This is a genomic window from Venatorbacter sp. C2-1 (genome assembly GCF_022832715.1).
GTDB classification, from domain to species: Bacteria; Pseudomonadota; Gammaproteobacteria; order Pseudomonadales; family Oceanobacteraceae; genus Venatoribacter; species Venatoribacter alkanivorans.
Genome location: NZ_CP094879.1, coordinates 3,943,288 through 3,961,180 on the forward strand (window position 1 = coordinate 3,943,288; position 17,893 = coordinate 3,961,180).

The following is a 17,893-nucleotide window of genomic DNA, read 5'->3' on the forward strand; positions in this document are numbered from 1 at the left end:
ATTGAAATCAGAGGTCTTAAGGGTTGTAGATTTCTGAACTTTTTCTCAGATAGAACCACCAGTTAATAACCAGACAAAGTGCGTAGAAAACTGCAAAGCCATACATTGCCAGCTCTGGAGTTCCGGCTTTAATCTGAGCACCCATCACTTTAGGGGCAATAAAAGCACCATAAGCGGCAACCGCGGAGGTCCAGCCAAGAACAGGGCCTTTCATCTGCTGGTCAAAGATCACACCGATACTGCGGAATGTTGAGCCGTTACCAATGCCGCTGGCTGCAAACAACACAATAAACAGCAGCATAAACACCATGAAGTAGTCATTAGGGTTGGAAGAATTGTAGGCCTGCATCATTACATAACCTGTTGCAACCGAGGCTACCACCATTACAGCGGAGATAATCTGCGTAACAATAGAGCCACCGACTTTATCGGAAATCCAACCACCAACCGGGCGGATTAATGCACCAACAAAAGGCCCGATCCATGCCCAGGTAAGAGCGCTCGGAGCGTCAGGATTTACCACACGGATCATTTCGCCATCCACGCCGGCCTGCATCATTTTTCCGAAGATAACGGTAATAGACAGAGGTAAAGCAGCAGAGAAACCGATAAAAGAACCGAAGGTGAGGATGTAGAGCACGGTCATTGACCATGTATGTTTGTTGCGGAAAATTTTGAACTGGTTTTTGATATTAGGCTGAATACTTCCGGGAATCATACGCAGAAGGATCAGAGTCAGAATGATAGTAAATGGCAGAGCCAGCCACATACCAATCATTCCCATCATGTAGATACCAACCGCTGCGGTAAAAAGAGCAATGGCATACAAGCCAATAATTTTTCCGAAGGCAGCTAAAGGATGTCCTGGTTCAGGAGTCACCACGTTCAGATTATTCATACCGAACCAACCGGCAAAGGCCAGTGGAATCAACATTAACAGCCAGATAAAGCCGGCATTCTGAATCCAGGTTTCTGAACCTGCCTCAATACGACCGACCAGAGTTCCGCTGGCAGATTGCAGAACCATAGGATCACCAGCCAGAGGGCCAAACAGACCGACAGTCATCACCAGCGGAATCAATATCTGCATAGTGGTCACACCGAAATTACCCAGCCCGGCATTCATGCCCAGACCATAGCCCTGCTGGCTTTTCGGAAAAAAGGTACTGATATTACTCATGGAACAGGCGAAGTTGCCGCCGCCAATACCAGACAGCAATGCCATTAACTGAAACACCCAGTAAGGGGTTCCGGGCTCCATCAGCGCCATACCGGTACCCAGCGCCGGAACCATCAGCAATGCTGTAGTCAGAAAGACGGTGTTACGGCCACCGGCAATGCGGATCATAAAGGATGCCGGAATCCTCAGCGTTGCCCCGGATAAGCCAGCAATGGCAACCAGAGAAAATAACTGCTCGGTACTGAAATCAAAACCGAGATTTTTCATCTGCGTGGTGATCATTCCCCACATCAGCCAGACAGCAAAGCCAATCAAAAGGCTGGGAATTGAAATCCACAGATTCCGGCTGGCAACCTGCTTCCCCTCCTGCTCCCAGAACGCCTTGTCCTCCACGTCCCATTTTTCAATGTAAGCTGAACCTTTAGTCGCCATGATATTCCCCTGTTAATCAGATCATGACTTCATAATCACCCTGTCTTAATAAGGCAGCAATAGGCGGAAAAACTGCAAAAAAAGCGCTTATTAAAAGCTCTACCCATAAGGGGATTGGGGATTTATGACACAGATCAATCAGATCCGGAGAGTTGATGCTGAAAGCTGATTATCGACAGTATTCAAGGGCATAGGGAGTACCTACTTTGGGCAATATCTACCCAAAAAAAACGCCTGCAGAGCAGGCGTAAAGGAGGAGGCTTCACCTAAAAAGAAAGGCCGCACCAGAGCCAGAATTTTTCTGTATCAGAACCGCTGTCCGCAGCTTCATAACTTGCGTATTTAAGCCCTGAGGAAAGATTCTTCGAGAATGGATACAGCAGCTGAACATTAAGCTCCGAACCAAGATCGTCACTTCCTCTGTCACTTGAGTACTCATGGTACATAACCAGAGCCTTGAGCTTATCTAAGGACCCGGATAAACGGATATAAGTGTCTGAAAGGCCATTATCCGGTGTATTCAGGAACTTATCCGCCCAACCATTAAAAGCATGCTTGGTTGCCAGCGGAGTCTGGAAACCATACTCGCCATCATCACTTCCCAGGGTTTCATTACCAAGAGTAAGGTTGACGCCCTGCAGGGTTGCTCCGGCTTCAACATGATAATAAATCGCGTCTTTATCACCGCTTTTATATGCCGATTGAGTAGCAATCTCAGCCAGATAATTGACCTTGATATCATTCAGCGGTTTCTGCCCACTCAGGCTGGCGCCATAGGTATCGTAGTAAAAATCGGTGTCATCAATATCAACCAGATAGGCATAGGCTACCAGCTTGCCAACCGGAAGTTGGTCAAAGGCAAGATTCAGTGCATGGCCGGAAATATCAGTCTCGGAGAAATCGATACCGTTGACCTGATTAATATAAGCGTAGGCAACCCCAATATTGTCCTTTTTATATTGCAGAAGCGCAGCGTCATAAGTCTGCTCATTCTGCCGCCAGCCTACGTTGCCGATAAACCGGGCGTTATCCAGAATAATACGCTGACGGCCAACAACAGCCGTTAACGCTTCTTTTGTGTAAGACAGCTGTGCCCGGTTGATTTCGGTATTGACCGGATCAGCCACAGGATCATAACCGCTGCTCTCAGGTGCATAGTCGTCAATAATGCTTCTGACATCCTCGATTTCAGCAAGAGCCTTCAGCCCACTGTAGTTATCTGTCTCATAACCAATGCGGCTTCTCAGTGTTAATGCGGTGGCCGACTTTGTCAGGTTGTCTGTGTCATTTGTTTCATAGCGAAGACGGAAATCAGCCGGAAAGTTTCCGGGAACGCCATCAAAGCTCTGAGAAAAAACCACAGGGGAAGCCAGTAATAAAGCACTGGCCAAAGAACTTAGTTTAAAGATCATCGTGCTCTCCTTTTGCAAATGAGCACTGAGTACCATTTTATCACTGCATCAATGGCGAATCTGATACAGAGAAATCGAAACCTTCTAATTGGGTTTCTTGAATAAGGGATTGAATGTACTGAGCCGTTGCTTTTGCTTTTACTTTGTCATTCAAATACTGTCGTATACGGGCCTCGACCTGCTCATAAGGCAATGGATTTCCCGAAATTTTACGTTCAATAAATACCACATGAAAACCATAACGGCTTTCAACAGGTGCAGGTAACAAGCCTTCGTTAGCAGTAAATACCTGACGTTCAAATTCCGGAACGGTTTGTCCGGTACTGATCTGCCCAAGGCTGCCACCCGTTTCTTTCGACGGACAGGCAGAGAACTGTCTGGCCAGGTCAGAAAAATTTTCTCCGGCGCGTAATTTATGCACCAGTGTTTCTGCCAGCGTTTTACTGTCAACACGCTGTACTTCATCATCCGGGGCTGCAGCCAGAAGGATGTGGCGCAATTCCAGCAGCGGTGACGTGGTAAAACGCATGGGATTTTTTTCAAAATACAGACGGCACTCATCCTCCGTTGCTTCCGGAAGATAAACATCCTGATCAAATAATTTCTCAATGAAATCATCCTGGCCGGCCTGACTGCCACTGTCAGAAACAGGCAAACCCAGAGAGCTCGCCCGCTGACGGAGAATTTCACCAATAACCAGGGATTCTGCTGCTTTCAGCATCGCCTGGCGCTTGCTTTCGGCCGGGTGATACTGCATTTCTTCCAGAATGGCCGACTCAGGAATAGTAACATCATTTACTTTAATCATTACTGACTCCGCGAGGCCCGTATTCGTTGTTTTAACAGCGAATACGGGCCTTATCTCATGTATTAACGGGCAAAACGCTTACGTACAATCTGGTGCTGACGGGTGACATATTGCACCGGTGCGCTGAGCATGTGCACCAGACGGCTGAACGGAAAGACAACAAACAGTGTCATCCCCAGCATAATATGCATTTTGAAAATCCAGTGTACGCTGGAAATATTTTCCACAGCGTCAACCAGATCCAGTGTCATAATATTTTGTGCCCACATCATCAGCTTCATCATTTCATGACCGTCGAGATGACCCGCAGAAACACCGATCGAAATCAGCCCAAGAATCAGCTGTGCATACAGTAAGAACAGAATAACAATATCCATTTTTTTACTGGTCGCACGAATACGGGGATTAAACAACCGGCGCTGAATCAGAATGGTAAGACCGATAAAGCAGATCAGACCAAAAAGGCCGCCAGCCCCCATTGCCACAAGCTGCTTCATTGGCGCAGTGACACCAATAGCATGCCAGATTTCAACCGGTGTCAGCAGACCAAATAAATGGCCAAAGAAAATGCCTAATACACCTACGTGAAACAGAATACTGCCCATGCGCAGCTTTTCTTTTTCCAGCAATTGACTGGAGCTGGCTTTCCAGGAGTATTGCTCCCGGTCATAGCGGATCCAGCTGCCGATAAAAAGAATTGCCATTGCGACATATGGATAAACACCGAATGCCAATGTATTGAAATAGCTCATAGTTGACTCCTTTACACCTGGCCCGCTGAAGATGTTTTTAACAGTTCGGTATTCAGCGGAATATACTGATCCCGCCGCTGCCCCTCTGCCGGACGATTGTTACTGCTGCAGGAGGATTCTGCGTTATCCATAAAGTTGACCATTTCCTCTTCCCAGACTTTATCCAGCGCCTTAGGCGTATTGTCCGGAACTTCCCCGGCAATCTGGCCACGCAGATCATTGAGATCCAGTGCCACTTCACTGAGACCAACCAGAGCATGGAATAAAGAAGCGTAATCAGATTCCCGCTGCTCCAGACGACAGGCCAGCAATGCCAGAATATGAGAAACCTCCTGTAAGCCCAGGCGGGCATTGTCATTGCCCTGGGTGCTGAGAAAATCAAGGTACAAAGGAATGTAATCCGGAAGCTCTTTTGTACTGATTTCCAGACCGGCTTCTTTGTATTGATTCATCAGGTCAACCATCGCCTGACCACGATCACGGGATTCACCATGCACGTGTTCAAACAACAATAAGGACAGTGAACGACCACGCTCAAACAGGCCGTCATACTCTTCCTGCCAATCAACGATGTCACCGCGACAACGGTTTTCAATAAAAGTCGATAATGACTCAGCATGTTCCGCCGGCAGTCCGGAGCTGGCCACCACGGCCAGCAACGCATCCTTTTCCGCAATCAGTTCTGCAGTCGGATAATCAATCAGTAATGAAATCAGGCGAAGTATTTTCATGTTTATTCCTCTACCACAACCGGGATAACCTGACGCACACCGGCAGATTGAGATCCGAACAGGTTCACACTGTTGTTACCATCACCACAGCCATTACCGAAGCTGAAACCGCAACTGCTTTTCAGGTCATAAGCGTTTTCGGCATAGGTGGTATGGCTGCTCGGGATAACGAAGCGGTCTTCGTAATTAGCCAGCGCCATATAGCGGTACATTTCTTCCACCTGAACGGCGGTCAGCCCTACCTGTTGCAGCACATCCAGATCTTCCACACCGTCCACCTGCTGTGAACGCTTGAAAGCACGCATAGCGATCATGCGCTCCAGTGCCCGCTCAACCGGTTTTTCATCACCGGCAGTCAGTAAATTAGCCAGATAGCGCAGTGGAATACGCAGTGATTTCAGATCCGGAATCACACCATTCATACCCACATGACCTGCCTGGGCAGCGGTCTGAATCGGAGACAGTGGCGGTACATACCAAACCATTGGCAGAGTGCGGTATTCCGGATGCAGTGGCAGAGCCACTTTCCACTCCATTGCCATTTTATAAACCGGAGAACGCTGGGCCGCCTTAATCCAGTTGTCACTGATGCCTTCTTTACGGGCAGCTTCAATAACTTGCGGATCTTCCGGATCAAGAAACAGATCAATCTGTGACTGATACAGATCTTTTTCATTCGGTGTCATGGCTGCCGCTTCGATTTTGTCAGCGTCGTACAGCAATACACCAAGATAACGGATACGGCCTACACAGGTTTCCGAGCAGACGGTCGGCTGACCGGCTTCAATACGCGGGAAGCAGAAAATACACTTCTCGGACTTACCGGATTTCCAGTTGTAATAAATCTTTTTATACGGGCAGGCCGATACACACATGCGCCAGCCGCGGCATTTTTCCTGGTCGATCAGAACGATACCGTCTTCTTCACGCTTGTAGATGGCACCCGATGGACAGGCCGCAACACAGGCCGGATTCAGGCAGTGTTCACACAGACGTGGCAGATACATCATGAACGTTTTTTCAAACTGTCCGTAAATATCTTTCTGCACAACATCATCAAAGTTTTTATCCGCTTTACGCTTTTCGAATTCGGTACCGAGAATTTCTTCCCAGTTCGGACCCCATTCGATTTTTTCCATGCGCTGGCCGGTAATCAGCGAGCGTGGACGGGCCACAGGCTGATGCTTTTTATCCGGCGCATTGTGCAGATACTGATAATCAAAATCGAACGGCTCGTAGTAGTCGTCAATTTCCGGCAGATCCGGGTTGGCGAAGATATTCGCCAGAACCCGCAATTTGCCGCCAATTTTCAACTGCAGCTTGCCGTTAGCGTCACGCTTCCAGCCACCATTCCATTTTTCCTGATTTTCCCATTCTTTCGGAAAACCAATACCAGGCTTGGTTTCTACGTTATTAAACCAGGCGTATTCGACCCCTTCGCGGGAGGTCCAGACGTTTTTGCAGGTGATGGAGCAAGTGTGACAACCAATACACTTATCCAGATTCAGCACCATGCCGATTTGAGCTCTGACTTTCATATAATTACCTCACTCCACCCTTATTTGGTGTCCAGCCAATCGACTTTATTCATCTTGCGCACGATGACGAATTCGTCACGATTGCAGCCGACCGTACCGTAATAGTTGAAGCCATAGGCCTGCTGAGCATAACCACCGATCATATGGGTTGGTTTCATCACCGCACGGGTAACCGAATTGTGAATACCACCACGGGTGCCTGTTGTTTCTGCTCCCGGTACGTTTACGATCCGTTCCTGTGCGTGGTACATCATGCTCATGCCTTCAGGCACTCGCTGAGAAACAACCGCACGACAGGCAATGGCACCGTTAACGTTGAAGACTTCGATCCAGTCGTTATCTTCAATACCGGCTTCTTTGGCATCGACTTCACTCATCCAGACAATCGGGCCACCGCGTGACAGTGTCAGCATCAGCAGGTTGTCAGAGTAGGTGCTGTGAATACCCCATTTCTGGTGTGGCGTAATCCAGTTCAGAACGATTTCTTTATTACCGTTTGGCTTTTTGTTCAGAACAGGCTCAACGGTTTTCAGATTAATCGGTGGCTTGTAAGCACACAGCTGCTCACCAAAATCGCGCATCCATTCATGATCCTGATAGTACTGCTGACGGCCGGTAACGGTACGCCATGGAATCAGTTCGTGAACGTTGGTATAGCCAGCGTTATAGGACACATGTTCGTCTTCCAGACCAGACCAGGTTGGTGACGAAATAATTTTACGTGGCTGGGCAACAATATCGCGCCAGCGGATTTTCTCTTCTTCTTTCGGTATCGCCAGGTGGGTGTGATCGAGGCCGGTAAATTCACCCAGAGCTTCCCAGGCTTTAACAGCCACATGGCCGTTGGTTTCCGGAGCCAGGGTAAGAATCATTTCACAGGCATCAATCGCGGTATCCAGTTTGGCCATACCTTTATTAATACCTTCATCGGTATGGGTGTAGTTCAGCTGCCGCAGCAGTTTCACTTCATCTTTGGTATCCCAGCTGATGCCTTTACCGCCATTACCTATATTTTCCAGCAGCGGACCGATCGAGGTGAAACGGGCATAAGTATTCGGATAATCACGCTCAACCACATTCAGGTGTGGCATTGTTTTACCCGGTACCGGTTCGCACTCGCCTTTCCACCAGGCTTTTACACCATAAGGCTGCGCCAGTTCTGCCGGTGTATCGTGATGCATCGGAATAGTGACCAGATCTTTTTCCACACCCAGATGGCCAACACAGACGCGGGAGAATTCTTTGGCGATGCCTTTAAAAATTTCCCAGTCAGAGCGTGCTTCCCAAACCGGATCAATAGCGGCACTGAGCGGATGAATAAACGGATGCATATCCGAGGTATTCATATCGTCTTTTTCGTACCAGGTGGCCGTCGGCAGAACGATATCGGAATACAGACAGGTGGTGGACATACGGAAGTCCAGTGTTACCCACAGATCCACCTTGCCTTCTGCACCCTGATCAACCCATTCAACATCTTCCGGTTTCTGACCGCCAAATTCGCCCAGATCCTTACCCAGCAGACCATGCTTGGTACCCAGGAAATGTTTGAGCATATATTCGTGGCCCTTACCGGAAGAACCCAGCAGGTTAGAACGCCAGATAAACATATTGCGCGGGAAATTCTGCGGATTATCCGGCTGTTCACAGGCGAATTTAAGATCGCCTTTCTTCAGCTGATCAACCACATAATCCTGCACTTCCTGGCCAGCCGCTTTGGCTTTCTCCGCCAGGTGCAGAGGGTTGGTTCCCAGCTGTGGCGCAGAAGGTAACCAGCCCATACGTTCGGCGCGGGAGTTAAAGTCGATAATGCTGCCGGTCCAGCGCTCTTTTGGCGCCAGCGGTGAAATCACTTCGCTCATATTGAGCTTTTCATAGCGCCACTGACTGGAGTGGTTATAGAAGAACGAAGTACCGTTCATATGGCGTGGCGGACGCTGCCAGTCCAGTGCAAAGGCTAGCGGAGTCCAGCCCGTTTGCGGACGCAGTTTTTCCTGCCCCACATAGTGGGCCCAACCACCACCAGTCTGACCAACACAGCCACACATCATCAGCATATTAATGAGACCGCGATAGCTCATATCCATGTGATACCAGTGGTTCAGTGCAGCACCAACGATAACCATGGAACGGCCGCGGGTTTTATCGGCGTTATCGGCAAACTCACGGGCAACGCGGATCACATCGGCACGGTTAACACCGGTAATAGCTTCCTGCCAGGCAGGTGTATAAGGCACGTCATCATCATAACTGCTGGCACGGTTGCTATCGCCGATGCCGTTATCCACACCGTAATGCGCCAGCATCAGGTCAAATACAGTTGCTACCTTAGCGGTTGTACCATCGGCCAGTTCAACCGATTTAACCGGTACTTTACGCAGCTGAATTTCGTTGTGCTCAGTGTGCTGGAAATACTGGTATTCGTGCGGTGCACCACCAAAATATGGGAAAGCAACATCAGCAATACCGTCGTTCTGATCTTTCAGTGATAAAACCAGATCAACATCACCACTGCGGTCTTTCTGCTCCAGGTTCCACTTACCTTTTTCGCCCCAGCGATAGCCAATAGAACCGTTCGGACTGGTCATACTGCCGTTGCTGTTAAGGGCAATGGTTTTCCAGTCAGGGTTATTATCTTCGCCCAGATTGTTTACCAGATCGGCTGCCCGCAGGAAGCGTCCACCGGTCAGATGGCCATTGCTTTCTTCCAGCATGACCAGCATCGGCATATCGGTGTAGCGCTTGCTGTAATCGGTAAAATAAGTGCTTGGCTTATCAACGTGGAATTCTTTCAGGATGACATGACCGAAAGCCATAGCCAGTGCCGAGTCGGTACCCTGACGCGGAGCCAGCCAGGTATCGCCGAATTTAGAAGCTTCAGAATAATCCGAAGTAATAATGCAGGTTTTGGTACCCTTATAACGAACCTCAGTCAGGAAGTGCGCATCAGGCGTACGGGTCTGAGGAACATTCGAACCCCAGGCAATAATATAATTGGAGTTATACCAGTCGGCCGATTCCGGCACGTCGGTCTGCTCACCCCATATTTGCGGAGAGGCTGGCGGTAAGTCGCAGTACCAGTCATAGAAACTCAGGCAGTTACCACCGATCAGCGACAGATAACGGGCACCGGCAGCATAGGAAACCATCGACATTGCCGGAATCGGCGAGAAACCGGAAACACGATCAGGGCCGTAAGTTTTGGTGGTATAAACGTTGGATGCCGCAATCAGCTCATTGACTTCATCCCAGCTGGCACGGACAAATCCACCCAGACCGCGACGCTCTTTGTAGCTTTTTGCTTTTACCGGATCAGAAACAATAGATTCCCAGGCTTTTACCGGATCACTGTGCTGCGCTTTAGCTTCACGCCAAAGTTTCATCAGCTGACCACGGACTTTCGGATACTTCAGGCGGTTAGCACTGTAGATATACCAGGAATAACTGGCGCCACGCGGACAACCACGGGGCTCGTGGTTAGGTAAATCCGGACGGGTGCGCGGGTAGTCGGTTTGCTGGGTTTCCCAGGTAACCAGACCATCTTTAACGTAGATTTTCCAGCTGCATGAACCTGTGCAGTTCACACCATGGGTAGAACGCACGACTTTGTCATGCTGCCAACGCTGACGATAACCTTTTTCCCAACTGCGATCCTGATCCGTTGTGGCACCATGGCCATTGGCGAAAGACTCTTTACGAGTTCTGAAAAACCGAAGTTTCTCCAGTAGGTGACTCATAGCTAACTCCTGATGTGTCCCGAAAGACCGGCTATAAACATACGGAGATATACTACTCAGATTGCACCAATTAACGATGGGGCCGGGCCGGCGTCACGGGCCGGAAAACGTCGTCCTGCACACAAAAATACTCACAAAGTGGTAAATGAATTATTTTTCAAACCATTGATTTTAAAGGGTTTTATTTTTTACCCATAAAAAATACTGCGCTGAATCAATCCTGCGAAAGCAAGGGGAGTAGCTAAAAGTAATTCTATCTAATAATAAGCATTCGCATATAGTTCGGTAATAACAGCCATATCCCTGAGTACATACTGCAGGTAAGATAACCTTTCAGTCGTATTTACCGTTTTCAAACTATGAAACAGACATCGGTTATTACCCGGATCAATCTCGCAATGAGCGCCATTATTCTGATGGCGATATCAACAATTCTGGTTTCTTACTGGCTCTCAGATCAGACCGATAATGATGCTTATGCTATTAACAGTGCAGGCTCTTTACGGATGCACAGCTATCGACTGCTGATAGACCCCGAAGCGGTGAATGACAATAAAGAAATTATCCGCAGTATTTTCAATAACCCAATAATGAAAAATGTCGTCAGAAATGCCGAATCAACAGAGTTCTTTAACGAGCTGGGTGAGCGGGGAATATTACTGGCCGATAAAGTCAGTGATTCAGAAACAGAAGCTGAAGAAAAATTAAATCTTGTTCATGCCTTTGTTGATGACCTGAACCGCCTGGTATTGATTATTCAGCATAACGCCGAAGGAAAAATACGGACGTTAAGAACTTTCCAGATTATTGCGTTTTTTATTACCGTGATTCTGTCTGCCATTGTTATCTACTGGATACATCTGCGCTTTACCGTACCGCTGAGTGAGCTGACCAATACCGCCCGCCAGATCAGCCGTGGTGATTTTTCCTGCAATATATCACCACCGGAAGGTACCGATGAATTAAGTGTGCTTTCCCGTTCTTTTGAACATATGTGCAAAGCCATTTCTTATATGTATGAATCGCTGGAGAAACAGGTTGAAGAGAAAACAGCCGAGCTGCAGAACAGCAATAAAACGCTCAGCTTTCTCTACAATCTGGCCAGACGAACCAGTACCCATGAAATCAGGAAAGAAGATTTTAATAACATCCTGAAAGAGCTTTCCGTAGTAACAGGTATCGACAATATTGAACTCTGCCTGCTGACGGAAAGCGGGGATATTCCATATCTGCAGATTAATGGCAGTAAAGAGCTGGATGATGACTGCCGCTCACGCAATTGCCGAGACTGCCTGACGCAAACTACCGACAATGCATCCCAGATTAACTTCCCGATCTCAAGAGAAAGCAGAGACTATGGTGTTCTGGTACTGAACAGTCATCCGGAGTCACTGCTGCGCTGGCAGCGTGATCTGTTTACCTCCGTTGCCAATCTGTTTGCTATTGCAATGAGCCTGCAGAGTGAAGAGGAAAACATCCGCAGGATTACGTTGATGAAAGAACGTAACGTTATCGCCCGTGAACTGCACGACTCTCTGGCTCAGGCTCTGTCTTATCTGAAAATTCAGGTAACCCGCCTTAACCGTGCCATCGGCAGTTCTGACTTTGAAATAATGATGGATGTCTCTGCTGAACTTAAACAGGGTCTGGATTCTGCCTACCGGCAACTGCGCGAACTGCTGACAACCTTCCGCCTTAAAGTCGACGGTAAAGGATTACTTGATGCGCTGCAGAAAACCGTAGATCAGTTCCACGAGCAATCCAATATGGAAATATCCCTGAACTACGATATTTTTAATATCCCCTTATCACCTCAGGAAGAAATTCATTTATTACAGATAATCCGCGAAGCCAGCCAGAATGCCATCCATCACTCTCATGGCAAAAACATACACATCAGCCTTTGCAGTAATGACCAGCAAGAAGTAACGCTGGAAATCGAAGACGATGGCATCGGTATCAATACTGATCCGGAAAAGCGTAACCATTATGGCATGGCGATTATTCAGGAGCGGGCTTATCAGCTTTCCGGCAATGCGGAAATTAAACGACGTAACGAAGGGGGAACCGGCGTCTATTTCAGCTTTACCCCCGAGTCTGTGCGAAAGTCTGAACCTGAAACCGGAGCCTGAAACCCTAGGGCCTGTCGACACTAATTAGACAGGCCTGTTATCTGCTAAAAATTTCACAGGCAAGGCGCTGAGAGTGTGGGATGTTCAGCACATCCCTGTGCTTCACCCCTTCGGGGTTGGCACGCCAATCTGTTCCAGACAGATTGGTAACGGGTTAAGCGAGCGAACAGCAACGCAGGATGAGGAATTTTTAGCCATAACCCTTCGGGCTGAGGCCAGTTTTCCCCATTAACGTCGTCGTTCGTCATTCATTTAGCCCGCTACCCACCTGCCCGGAGCAGATGGGCGCGAAGCCCGCAGGGTCAGGAACATGGATGTTCCTGACAATATCACTCCTCTCTCCTTGTTCTGAGAAAAACTAGCTCTCAGCAGGGCCTATTCAATTAGTGTCGACAGGCCCTGGTCAGGGGTAAATGGGGCTCCACTGCCACGCCCTGTTCAGAAAATGGCAGCGTGCATTTACAAAATCCAGTACAGGGCCTCCAGCGCCACCGCCACCTGAATACGGTTTTCGGCCAGCGGCCGTGGCAGCATATCTTCGGCTTTTGCCAGCCGTCTTAATAAGGTGTTGCGGTGGGTGTGCAGTCGTTTTGCCGCTTCAGTAGCATTACAGCCGCACTCCAGAAAAGCGTGCAATGACTGGCGCACCGCCGCCGGTGCCTGCGCCAGCTCGCCCAGTACATGCCCGGAATAATGCTGAATGGATTTTGCATCCTTGGATAAAAAAGCCATTAAACGCACACGGTCGTAACTCACCAGCTGCACGTTGGATTTTAACCGCCCCAGAACCCGCTGCGCCGCCTGTGCATCCAGATGCGAACGGCGAAAACCATCCACGCCGTTGCCGCCTTCGCCATAACTGATGCGGATGTTTTCTTTTTTCTTTAACGCCATTTCCAGCACTTTTTCGTTCACCGGAAATTCTGCTGCCGCCCACACCCAGATCAGTGATGGGCTGACGATGATTTTTAATGAGGTTTTTTGCTGGCAGGCTTTCTGAAACGCAGTGGCCAGATGCTCCAGATCGGAAATTTCGGTATCAATTTCCTCACTCCAGATAATGGCACTGTGATGAGTCTGCGCAAAAGGATAATTCAGCAGCCGCTCGGCGGCGGCCAGGTCCATCGCCTCGCCGGCCACAATCTGCGAAATAAGCTCGCGCTGTTCTTCCAGCTGGCCGCTTTTACGCGCCTCTGCATCCTGTTTCATACGCTGGATACCAAGCTGCAGACTGTCATCAATAAAGGTGTTGATTGATACCGAAGAAATCTCCAGCAGTTGCTGCAATTCCAGCGGGTCCTGAGTCAGCTGGAAAACAATTTTCATCCAGTATTGCCAGGCAATATCCTGCACCGAGCGCGCATTACTGAGCAGCACCTGAGCAGCCTGAGTCGAAAAAATTTCACTCAGCCCCAGCACCGCCTCTTCCACCAGAAAAGCACTGACCGGTTGATCGGGCCGTTCGATGATGGCGTTCAGCCAGTGAATGGTGCCGGCACGGATAGCACGCCGCTGACGGGCCGATAACAGCGGGTCAACGTACTGAGTCTCTGCCCCCACCGTTTTGAAGTTGCCGCCTTCGAGCTCGTCCAGAACCTCAGGACTGGTCGCCAGTTGCAGCGCCAGCTCTGCGCCGGTGCGCATCAGCTCAAGAATCCGTGGCGATACGCTGGGCCAGCGCTGCCGGCTACTGACGGCCAGTTTCATAAGGTCTCCATTGTTACTGCCTGTGCAAAGTGCACCAAATATACCCACATCAGTGTTGTTTTGTACATTGATGAGCCGGAGTTCCGTTCATAAGATGACCAGACTCAGCGAATAGCCGGATCAGACTGGCGGCCATCTGCCCGGCGTTCTGATGCCTGCAGGTGCTGCAGTACAGACCAGCAGACGCGCGCAGACGTGTAATGGCAAACAATAATAAGAGGCCAAACCGTGAAAAATTTTACCGACAAAGTGGTTGTGATTACCGGCGCCGCATCCGGTATGGGACGGGAATACGCACTGGAATTTGCCCGCCTCGGCGCACTGGTTGCCATCACCGATGTCAACGCCGAACAACTGGCTGAAACCCACAACATGGTGAAGGCCATCACCCGTAAAAACAGCCTGAGTGAAGTGCTGGATATTGCTGCCGAAGAGAGCGTGACGGACTTTGCGGGTAAGGTAAAACGCGAGCTGGGTAATGCCCACATCATTATTAACAACGCCGGTATCGGCGGTGGCGGCGCACCGGTCTGGGTGCAGGATAATGGCCAGTATCACACCACCATGCAGGTGAACTTCTTTGCCGTGGTGTATATCACCAAAGCTTTTTTGCCACAGTTGCTGGCCAATCAGGAAGGTGCAGTGGTGAATGTTTCCAGCGTGTTTGGCCTGTTAGGAACGCCTGGCACCAGTGATTATTGCGCCTCTAAATTTGCCATACGCGGTTTTACCGAATCTCTCATGGTTGAGCTCGCCGACACACCCATTTCAGTACATCTGGTGCATCCTGGTGGTATTAAAACCAATATCGCCAAACATTCGAAAAACGGCGCAGAATTCGAAGAAAAATATCTGAAAACCGATCCGCTGTTTGCCGTACGCGAAGTAATTAAAGGCATCCAAAGCGGTAAGCAACGCATGATCTTTGGTTATCAGTCATCATTGCTGCGTTTCCTTACTTTGCTGCCACTGAAACTGCGCAACCGCATACTGCACCGCGAAATGGGCGATATGCGCGACCCGGAGCACTACGCGGTGCTCGAACAATACTCCACATCCTCACCACGAAGCTGACAGAAAAATAACCAATGGCATCTGTTAAACAGGGAGACATTATGAATAAAAAATTTCAGCCAAGCATTGAAGCGCGCAAAGATATCGACTTCGGTCTGGACGCCGACTTCCCGAAATACTGGAATGGCAACGACCCGTTCAGAACCCGCGTAATGGATGCACTGCAGCTCAGCTTTCCCGATGGTGAGCGCTATTTTATTTCCAGCGTGCGCGCCTTCCGCGACCGCATTACCGACCCGAAACTGCAGCACGATGTAAAAGAATTCACCATGCAGGAAGCGCAGCACGGTATTGCCCATACCAAATTCAATGATCTGCTGGCGGCACAGGGCATGCCGATGGAAACTATTCTGAATGAGCTTAAGGAATACATTAAAAGAGATCAGAAAAAGTATTCCGACGAATTTAATCTAGCGCTGACTGCAGCCTACGAACACTTTACCGCACTGCTGGCAGAAACCTTTTTCTCACGCAAAGAAGTAACCGCCGACATTCATCCGAAAATGCGCGCCCTGCTGGCCTGGCATGCGATTGAAGAAATGGAGCATCGCTCGGTGGCCTTCAACGTAATGAAAACCGTCGCTAAAGTTGGTTATATCAAACGCTGTACGGCAATGGTAATCGCCACCCGCCACACCACCAAAGTGATGTTTGACTACGCCGATGTACTGCTGAAAACCGATGGCTATAACTGGTTCCAGCGCCGCATGATGTTTATTAAAAACCTGAACTGGATGTATGGCCGCAAAGGTATCCTGTCATCCATGCTGCCAAAGCTTTTAATGTACTTTAAGCCGAGCTTCCACCCGGAAGATATTCCGGTAATTCACAACTACGGTGAGTGGGTTCGGGTATACGACTCAACCGGCAACCCGCATCAGGCCTGTGATGCGTTGCTGGCGGCGGCGTATTGAGGAGAACTCAGGAATGGAGTCTGAAGCCCCGGAGATTTGCTCCGGGGCTGAATTTAAAGCGCAATCACTTCAACATCAAAGGTATCCGCTTCATCACAAAATGAAGTTGTTAAAAAGGGAGACTCAATCACTTTAAGCTTCGGCAGGTGACGAATGTCCTGCGCAGAGTGCATATCAAAATAGTCTTCGCTGCCACTCCAGTGCGGAGCCAACTGGCTGTAAATGTCATCACCACCATCTGCACAAAGCTCAGTGATATCGGCTAACAAATGCTGGGGAATACCGAGCTTCTGGAAATAATCTCTGACCTCTGGCATCACCTGACGGGCTTGTTCACTATCAGGATCCATATGAGCGTTTTCCGGTTTTTTGACAAACTCCCAGATATCAAAAGCCGGCCTCAGGGTTTTGTCTTCATACATCAGTTTCTGAATCACCATTAGTTTGAAACCAAAATCAGCAAATACGGATACCAGCCCGGACTTTTGCATCAGTTTTTCCCGCGCACTGCTGTCGTATAAGGCTTTATCTTTAAGATCGATTTTAAGCTTCGACTTTAATTTTTTAAGCGCTGGCGGAAGATCGGTGAATGGATTGTTTCTGACATTCACCTTTTTTAATGCCGGCAGATCGGTCAGCCACTCCGGCAAACTGGCCAACTGACACCCCGACAGATCGATTTCCTCAAGAGCAGTCAGCCTAGCCATACTTTCAGGCAACTCTCGGATCGGATTATCACTGAGATCCAGCGTTTTCAGCGTACTCAGCTGACCAATAACACCAGGCACCTCGCTGAACCGGCACTGTTTCAACGACAGCGCGGTAAGGGCTGCAAGACTTTCCAGCTCATCCGGCAACTGCGTGAGTGGTTGTGCTTCCAGAGTCAGCTCCTGCAGCTGCGACAGCAATGACCAGCAGCCAGGAACAGCCGTCATTGCCGTATCACTGACCGTCAGATAGCGCAGCTCGGCAAAACCGGATATCAGCGCTGCGTCTTCCGCAGGCAGAGACAGCTGGTTGATCGTCAGTTCTGCCAGCGAGCGGTTGGCTTGCAACAGGCTGATAAGCCCCTGCTTTTTACTCAGTGATGAATTGCTGCAGCTAAAGTGCCGAAGCTCCTGCTGTAGTGCCAGACCAGCACAATCAATTACAGAAAAAGCATACGATAAATAATTCAGCCCGGTATAAGCACTGAGGTCGACGCACTCGGCATGATAAGCAACATACAACGCTTTGACGTCGTCCGGGTCTGCGCCAGAAAGTGTATTGGCATAGAAAATATTGTCAGAAAACTGGTCGTACAAATGACTCATTTGAAATCCATTACCGGAGGCATATTTCACGCAGTATATGGGATTTCCATACAGGCATCACAGACTAATCAATAAAGGTATCAGTTATAGGGAGTATCTGGAGGATGACCGTCGTCGCAAGCTTCTCCGTTCTCTCCGCTCGCAGGCTCGCTACGAGCCGAAC

General features: G+C 49.1%; 12 protein-coding genes. 3 read left to right on the forward strand and 9 right to left on the reverse strand.

Annotated elements, in window-relative coordinates:
- Positions 1-16: 16 nt before the first annotated feature.
- The 7 genes from MT343_RS17770 to MT343_RS17800 form a co-directional block, all read right to left on the reverse strand.
- Positions 17-1,612, reverse strand: coding sequence for an antiporter (locus MT343_RS17770; RefSeq protein WP_145467957.1), 1,596 nt, complete (start codon positions 1,610-1,612; stop codon positions 17-19).
- A gap of 266 nt (positions 1,613-1,878) precedes the next feature.
- Positions 1,879-3,060 (reverse strand): alginate export family protein, encoded by a 1,182-nt coding sequence (locus tag MT343_RS17775; protein ID WP_145467955.1) that lies wholly within the window; start codon positions 3,058-3,060, stop codon positions 1,879-1,881.
- Between the two features lie 4 nt (positions 3,061-3,064).
- Positions 3,065-3,832 (reverse strand): peptidylprolyl isomerase, encoded by a 768-nt coding sequence (locus MT343_RS17780; protein ID WP_145467954.1) that lies wholly within the window; start codon positions 3,830-3,832, stop codon positions 3,065-3,067.
- 62 nt (positions 3,833-3,894) lie between these two features.
- Complete coding sequence (gene narI, locus MT343_RS17785; RefSeq protein WP_145467952.1) at positions 3,895-4,584, reverse strand: respiratory nitrate reductase subunit gamma; 690 nt, start codon at positions 4,582-4,584, stop codon at positions 3,895-3,897.
- Between the two features lie 11 nt (positions 4,585-4,595).
- Positions 4,596-5,315 (reverse strand): nitrate reductase molybdenum cofactor assembly chaperone, encoded by a 720-nt coding sequence (gene narJ, locus MT343_RS17790; RefSeq protein WP_145467950.1) that lies wholly within the window; start codon positions 5,313-5,315, stop codon positions 4,596-4,598.
- A gap of 2 nt (positions 5,316-5,317) precedes the next feature.
- The gene (gene narH / locus MT343_RS17795; RefSeq protein ID WP_145467948.1) at positions 5,318-6,853 is read right to left on the reverse strand and encodes a nitrate reductase subunit beta; all 1,536 of its coding nucleotides are present in this window, start codon (positions 6,851-6,853) and stop codon (positions 5,318-5,320) included.
- A gap of 20 nt (positions 6,854-6,873) precedes the next feature.
- Positions 6,874-10,590, reverse strand: coding sequence for a nitrate reductase subunit alpha (locus MT343_RS17800; RefSeq protein ID WP_145467946.1), 3,717 nt, complete (start codon positions 10,588-10,590; stop codon positions 6,874-6,876).
- Between the two features lie 398 nt (positions 10,591-10,988).
- Between MT343_RS17800 and MT343_RS17805 the strand changes: the two genes are divergently transcribed.
- Positions 10,989-12,722, forward strand: coding sequence for an ATP-binding protein (locus MT343_RS17805; RefSeq protein WP_222428512.1), 1,734 nt, complete (start codon positions 10,989-10,991; stop codon positions 12,720-12,722).
- A 459-nt stretch (positions 12,723-13,181) separates the two neighbouring features.
- On the opposite strand, the gene MT343_RS17810 is transcribed toward MT343_RS17805, so the two are convergent.
- Positions 13,182-14,429 carry a PucR family transcriptional regulator gene (locus tag MT343_RS17810; protein ID WP_145467942.1) on the reverse strand — a complete coding sequence of 416 codons (1,248 nt, stop codon included), beginning with the start codon at positions 14,427-14,429 and terminating at the stop codon, positions 13,182-13,184.
- Positions 14,430-14,657: 228 nt separating this feature from the next.
- Between MT343_RS17810 and MT343_RS17815 the strand changes: the two genes are divergently transcribed.
- Both MT343_RS17815 and MT343_RS17820 read left to right on the forward strand, forming a co-directional pair.
- Positions 14,658-15,503, forward strand: coding sequence for an SDR family NAD(P)-dependent oxidoreductase (locus tag MT343_RS17815; protein ID WP_145467940.1), 846 nt, complete (start codon positions 14,658-14,660; stop codon positions 15,501-15,503).
- 41 nt (positions 15,504-15,544) lie between these two features.
- Positions 15,545-16,417, forward strand: coding sequence for a metal-dependent hydrolase (locus tag MT343_RS17820; RefSeq protein WP_145467938.1), 873 nt, complete (start codon positions 15,545-15,547; stop codon positions 16,415-16,417).
- Positions 16,418-16,470: 53 nt separating this feature from the next.
- Here the strand turns inward: MT343_RS17820 and MT343_RS17825 are convergent, their stop codons facing one another.
- Entirely contained in the window at positions 16,471-17,730 is a 1,260-nt protein-coding gene (locus MT343_RS17825; protein ID WP_145467936.1) for a leucine-rich repeat domain-containing protein, read from the reverse strand.
- Positions 17,731-17,893: the final 163 nt, after the last annotated feature.

Excerpts from the sequence above, each read along its gene's own strand:
- MT343_RS17770 (WP_145467957.1), bottom strand. The coding sequence starts at position 1,612 with ATGGCGACTAAAGGTTCAGCTTACATTGAAAAATGGGACGTGGAGGAC.
- MT343_RS17775 (WP_145467955.1), bottom strand. The coding sequence starts at position 3,060 with ATGGTACTCAGTGCTCATTTGCAAAAGGAGAGCACGATGATCTTTAAA.
- MT343_RS17780 (WP_145467954.1), bottom strand. The coding sequence starts at position 3,832 with ATGATTAAAGTAAATGATGTTACTATTCCTGAGTCGGCCATTCTGGAA.
- narI (WP_145467952.1), bottom strand. The coding sequence starts at position 4,584 with ATGAGCTATTTCAATACATTGGCATTCGGTGTTTATCCATATGTCGCA.
- narJ (WP_145467950.1), bottom strand. The coding sequence starts at position 5,315 with ATGAAAATACTTCGCCTGATTTCATTACTGATTGATTATCCGACTGCA.
- narH (WP_145467948.1), bottom strand. The coding sequence starts at position 6,853 with ATGAAAGTCAGAGCTCAAATCGGCATGGTGCTGAATCTGGATAAGTGT.
- MT343_RS17800 (WP_145467946.1), bottom strand. The coding sequence starts at position 10,590 with ATGAGTCACCTACTGGAGAAACTTCGGTTTTTCAGAACTCGTAAAGAG.
- MT343_RS17805 (WP_222428512.1), top strand. The coding sequence starts at position 10,989 with ATGAGCGCCATTATTCTGATGGCGATATCAACAATTCTGGTTTCTTAC.
- MT343_RS17810 (WP_145467942.1), bottom strand. The coding sequence starts at position 14,429 with ATGAAACTGGCCGTCAGTAGCCGGCAGCGCTGGCCCAGCGTATCGCCA.
- MT343_RS17820 (WP_145467938.1), top strand. The coding sequence starts at position 15,545 with ATGAATAAAAAATTTCAGCCAAGCATTGAAGCGCGCAAAGATATCGAC.
- MT343_RS17825 (WP_145467936.1), bottom strand. The coding sequence starts at position 17,730 with ATGAGTCATTTGTACGACCAGTTTTCTGACAATATTTTCTATGCCAAT.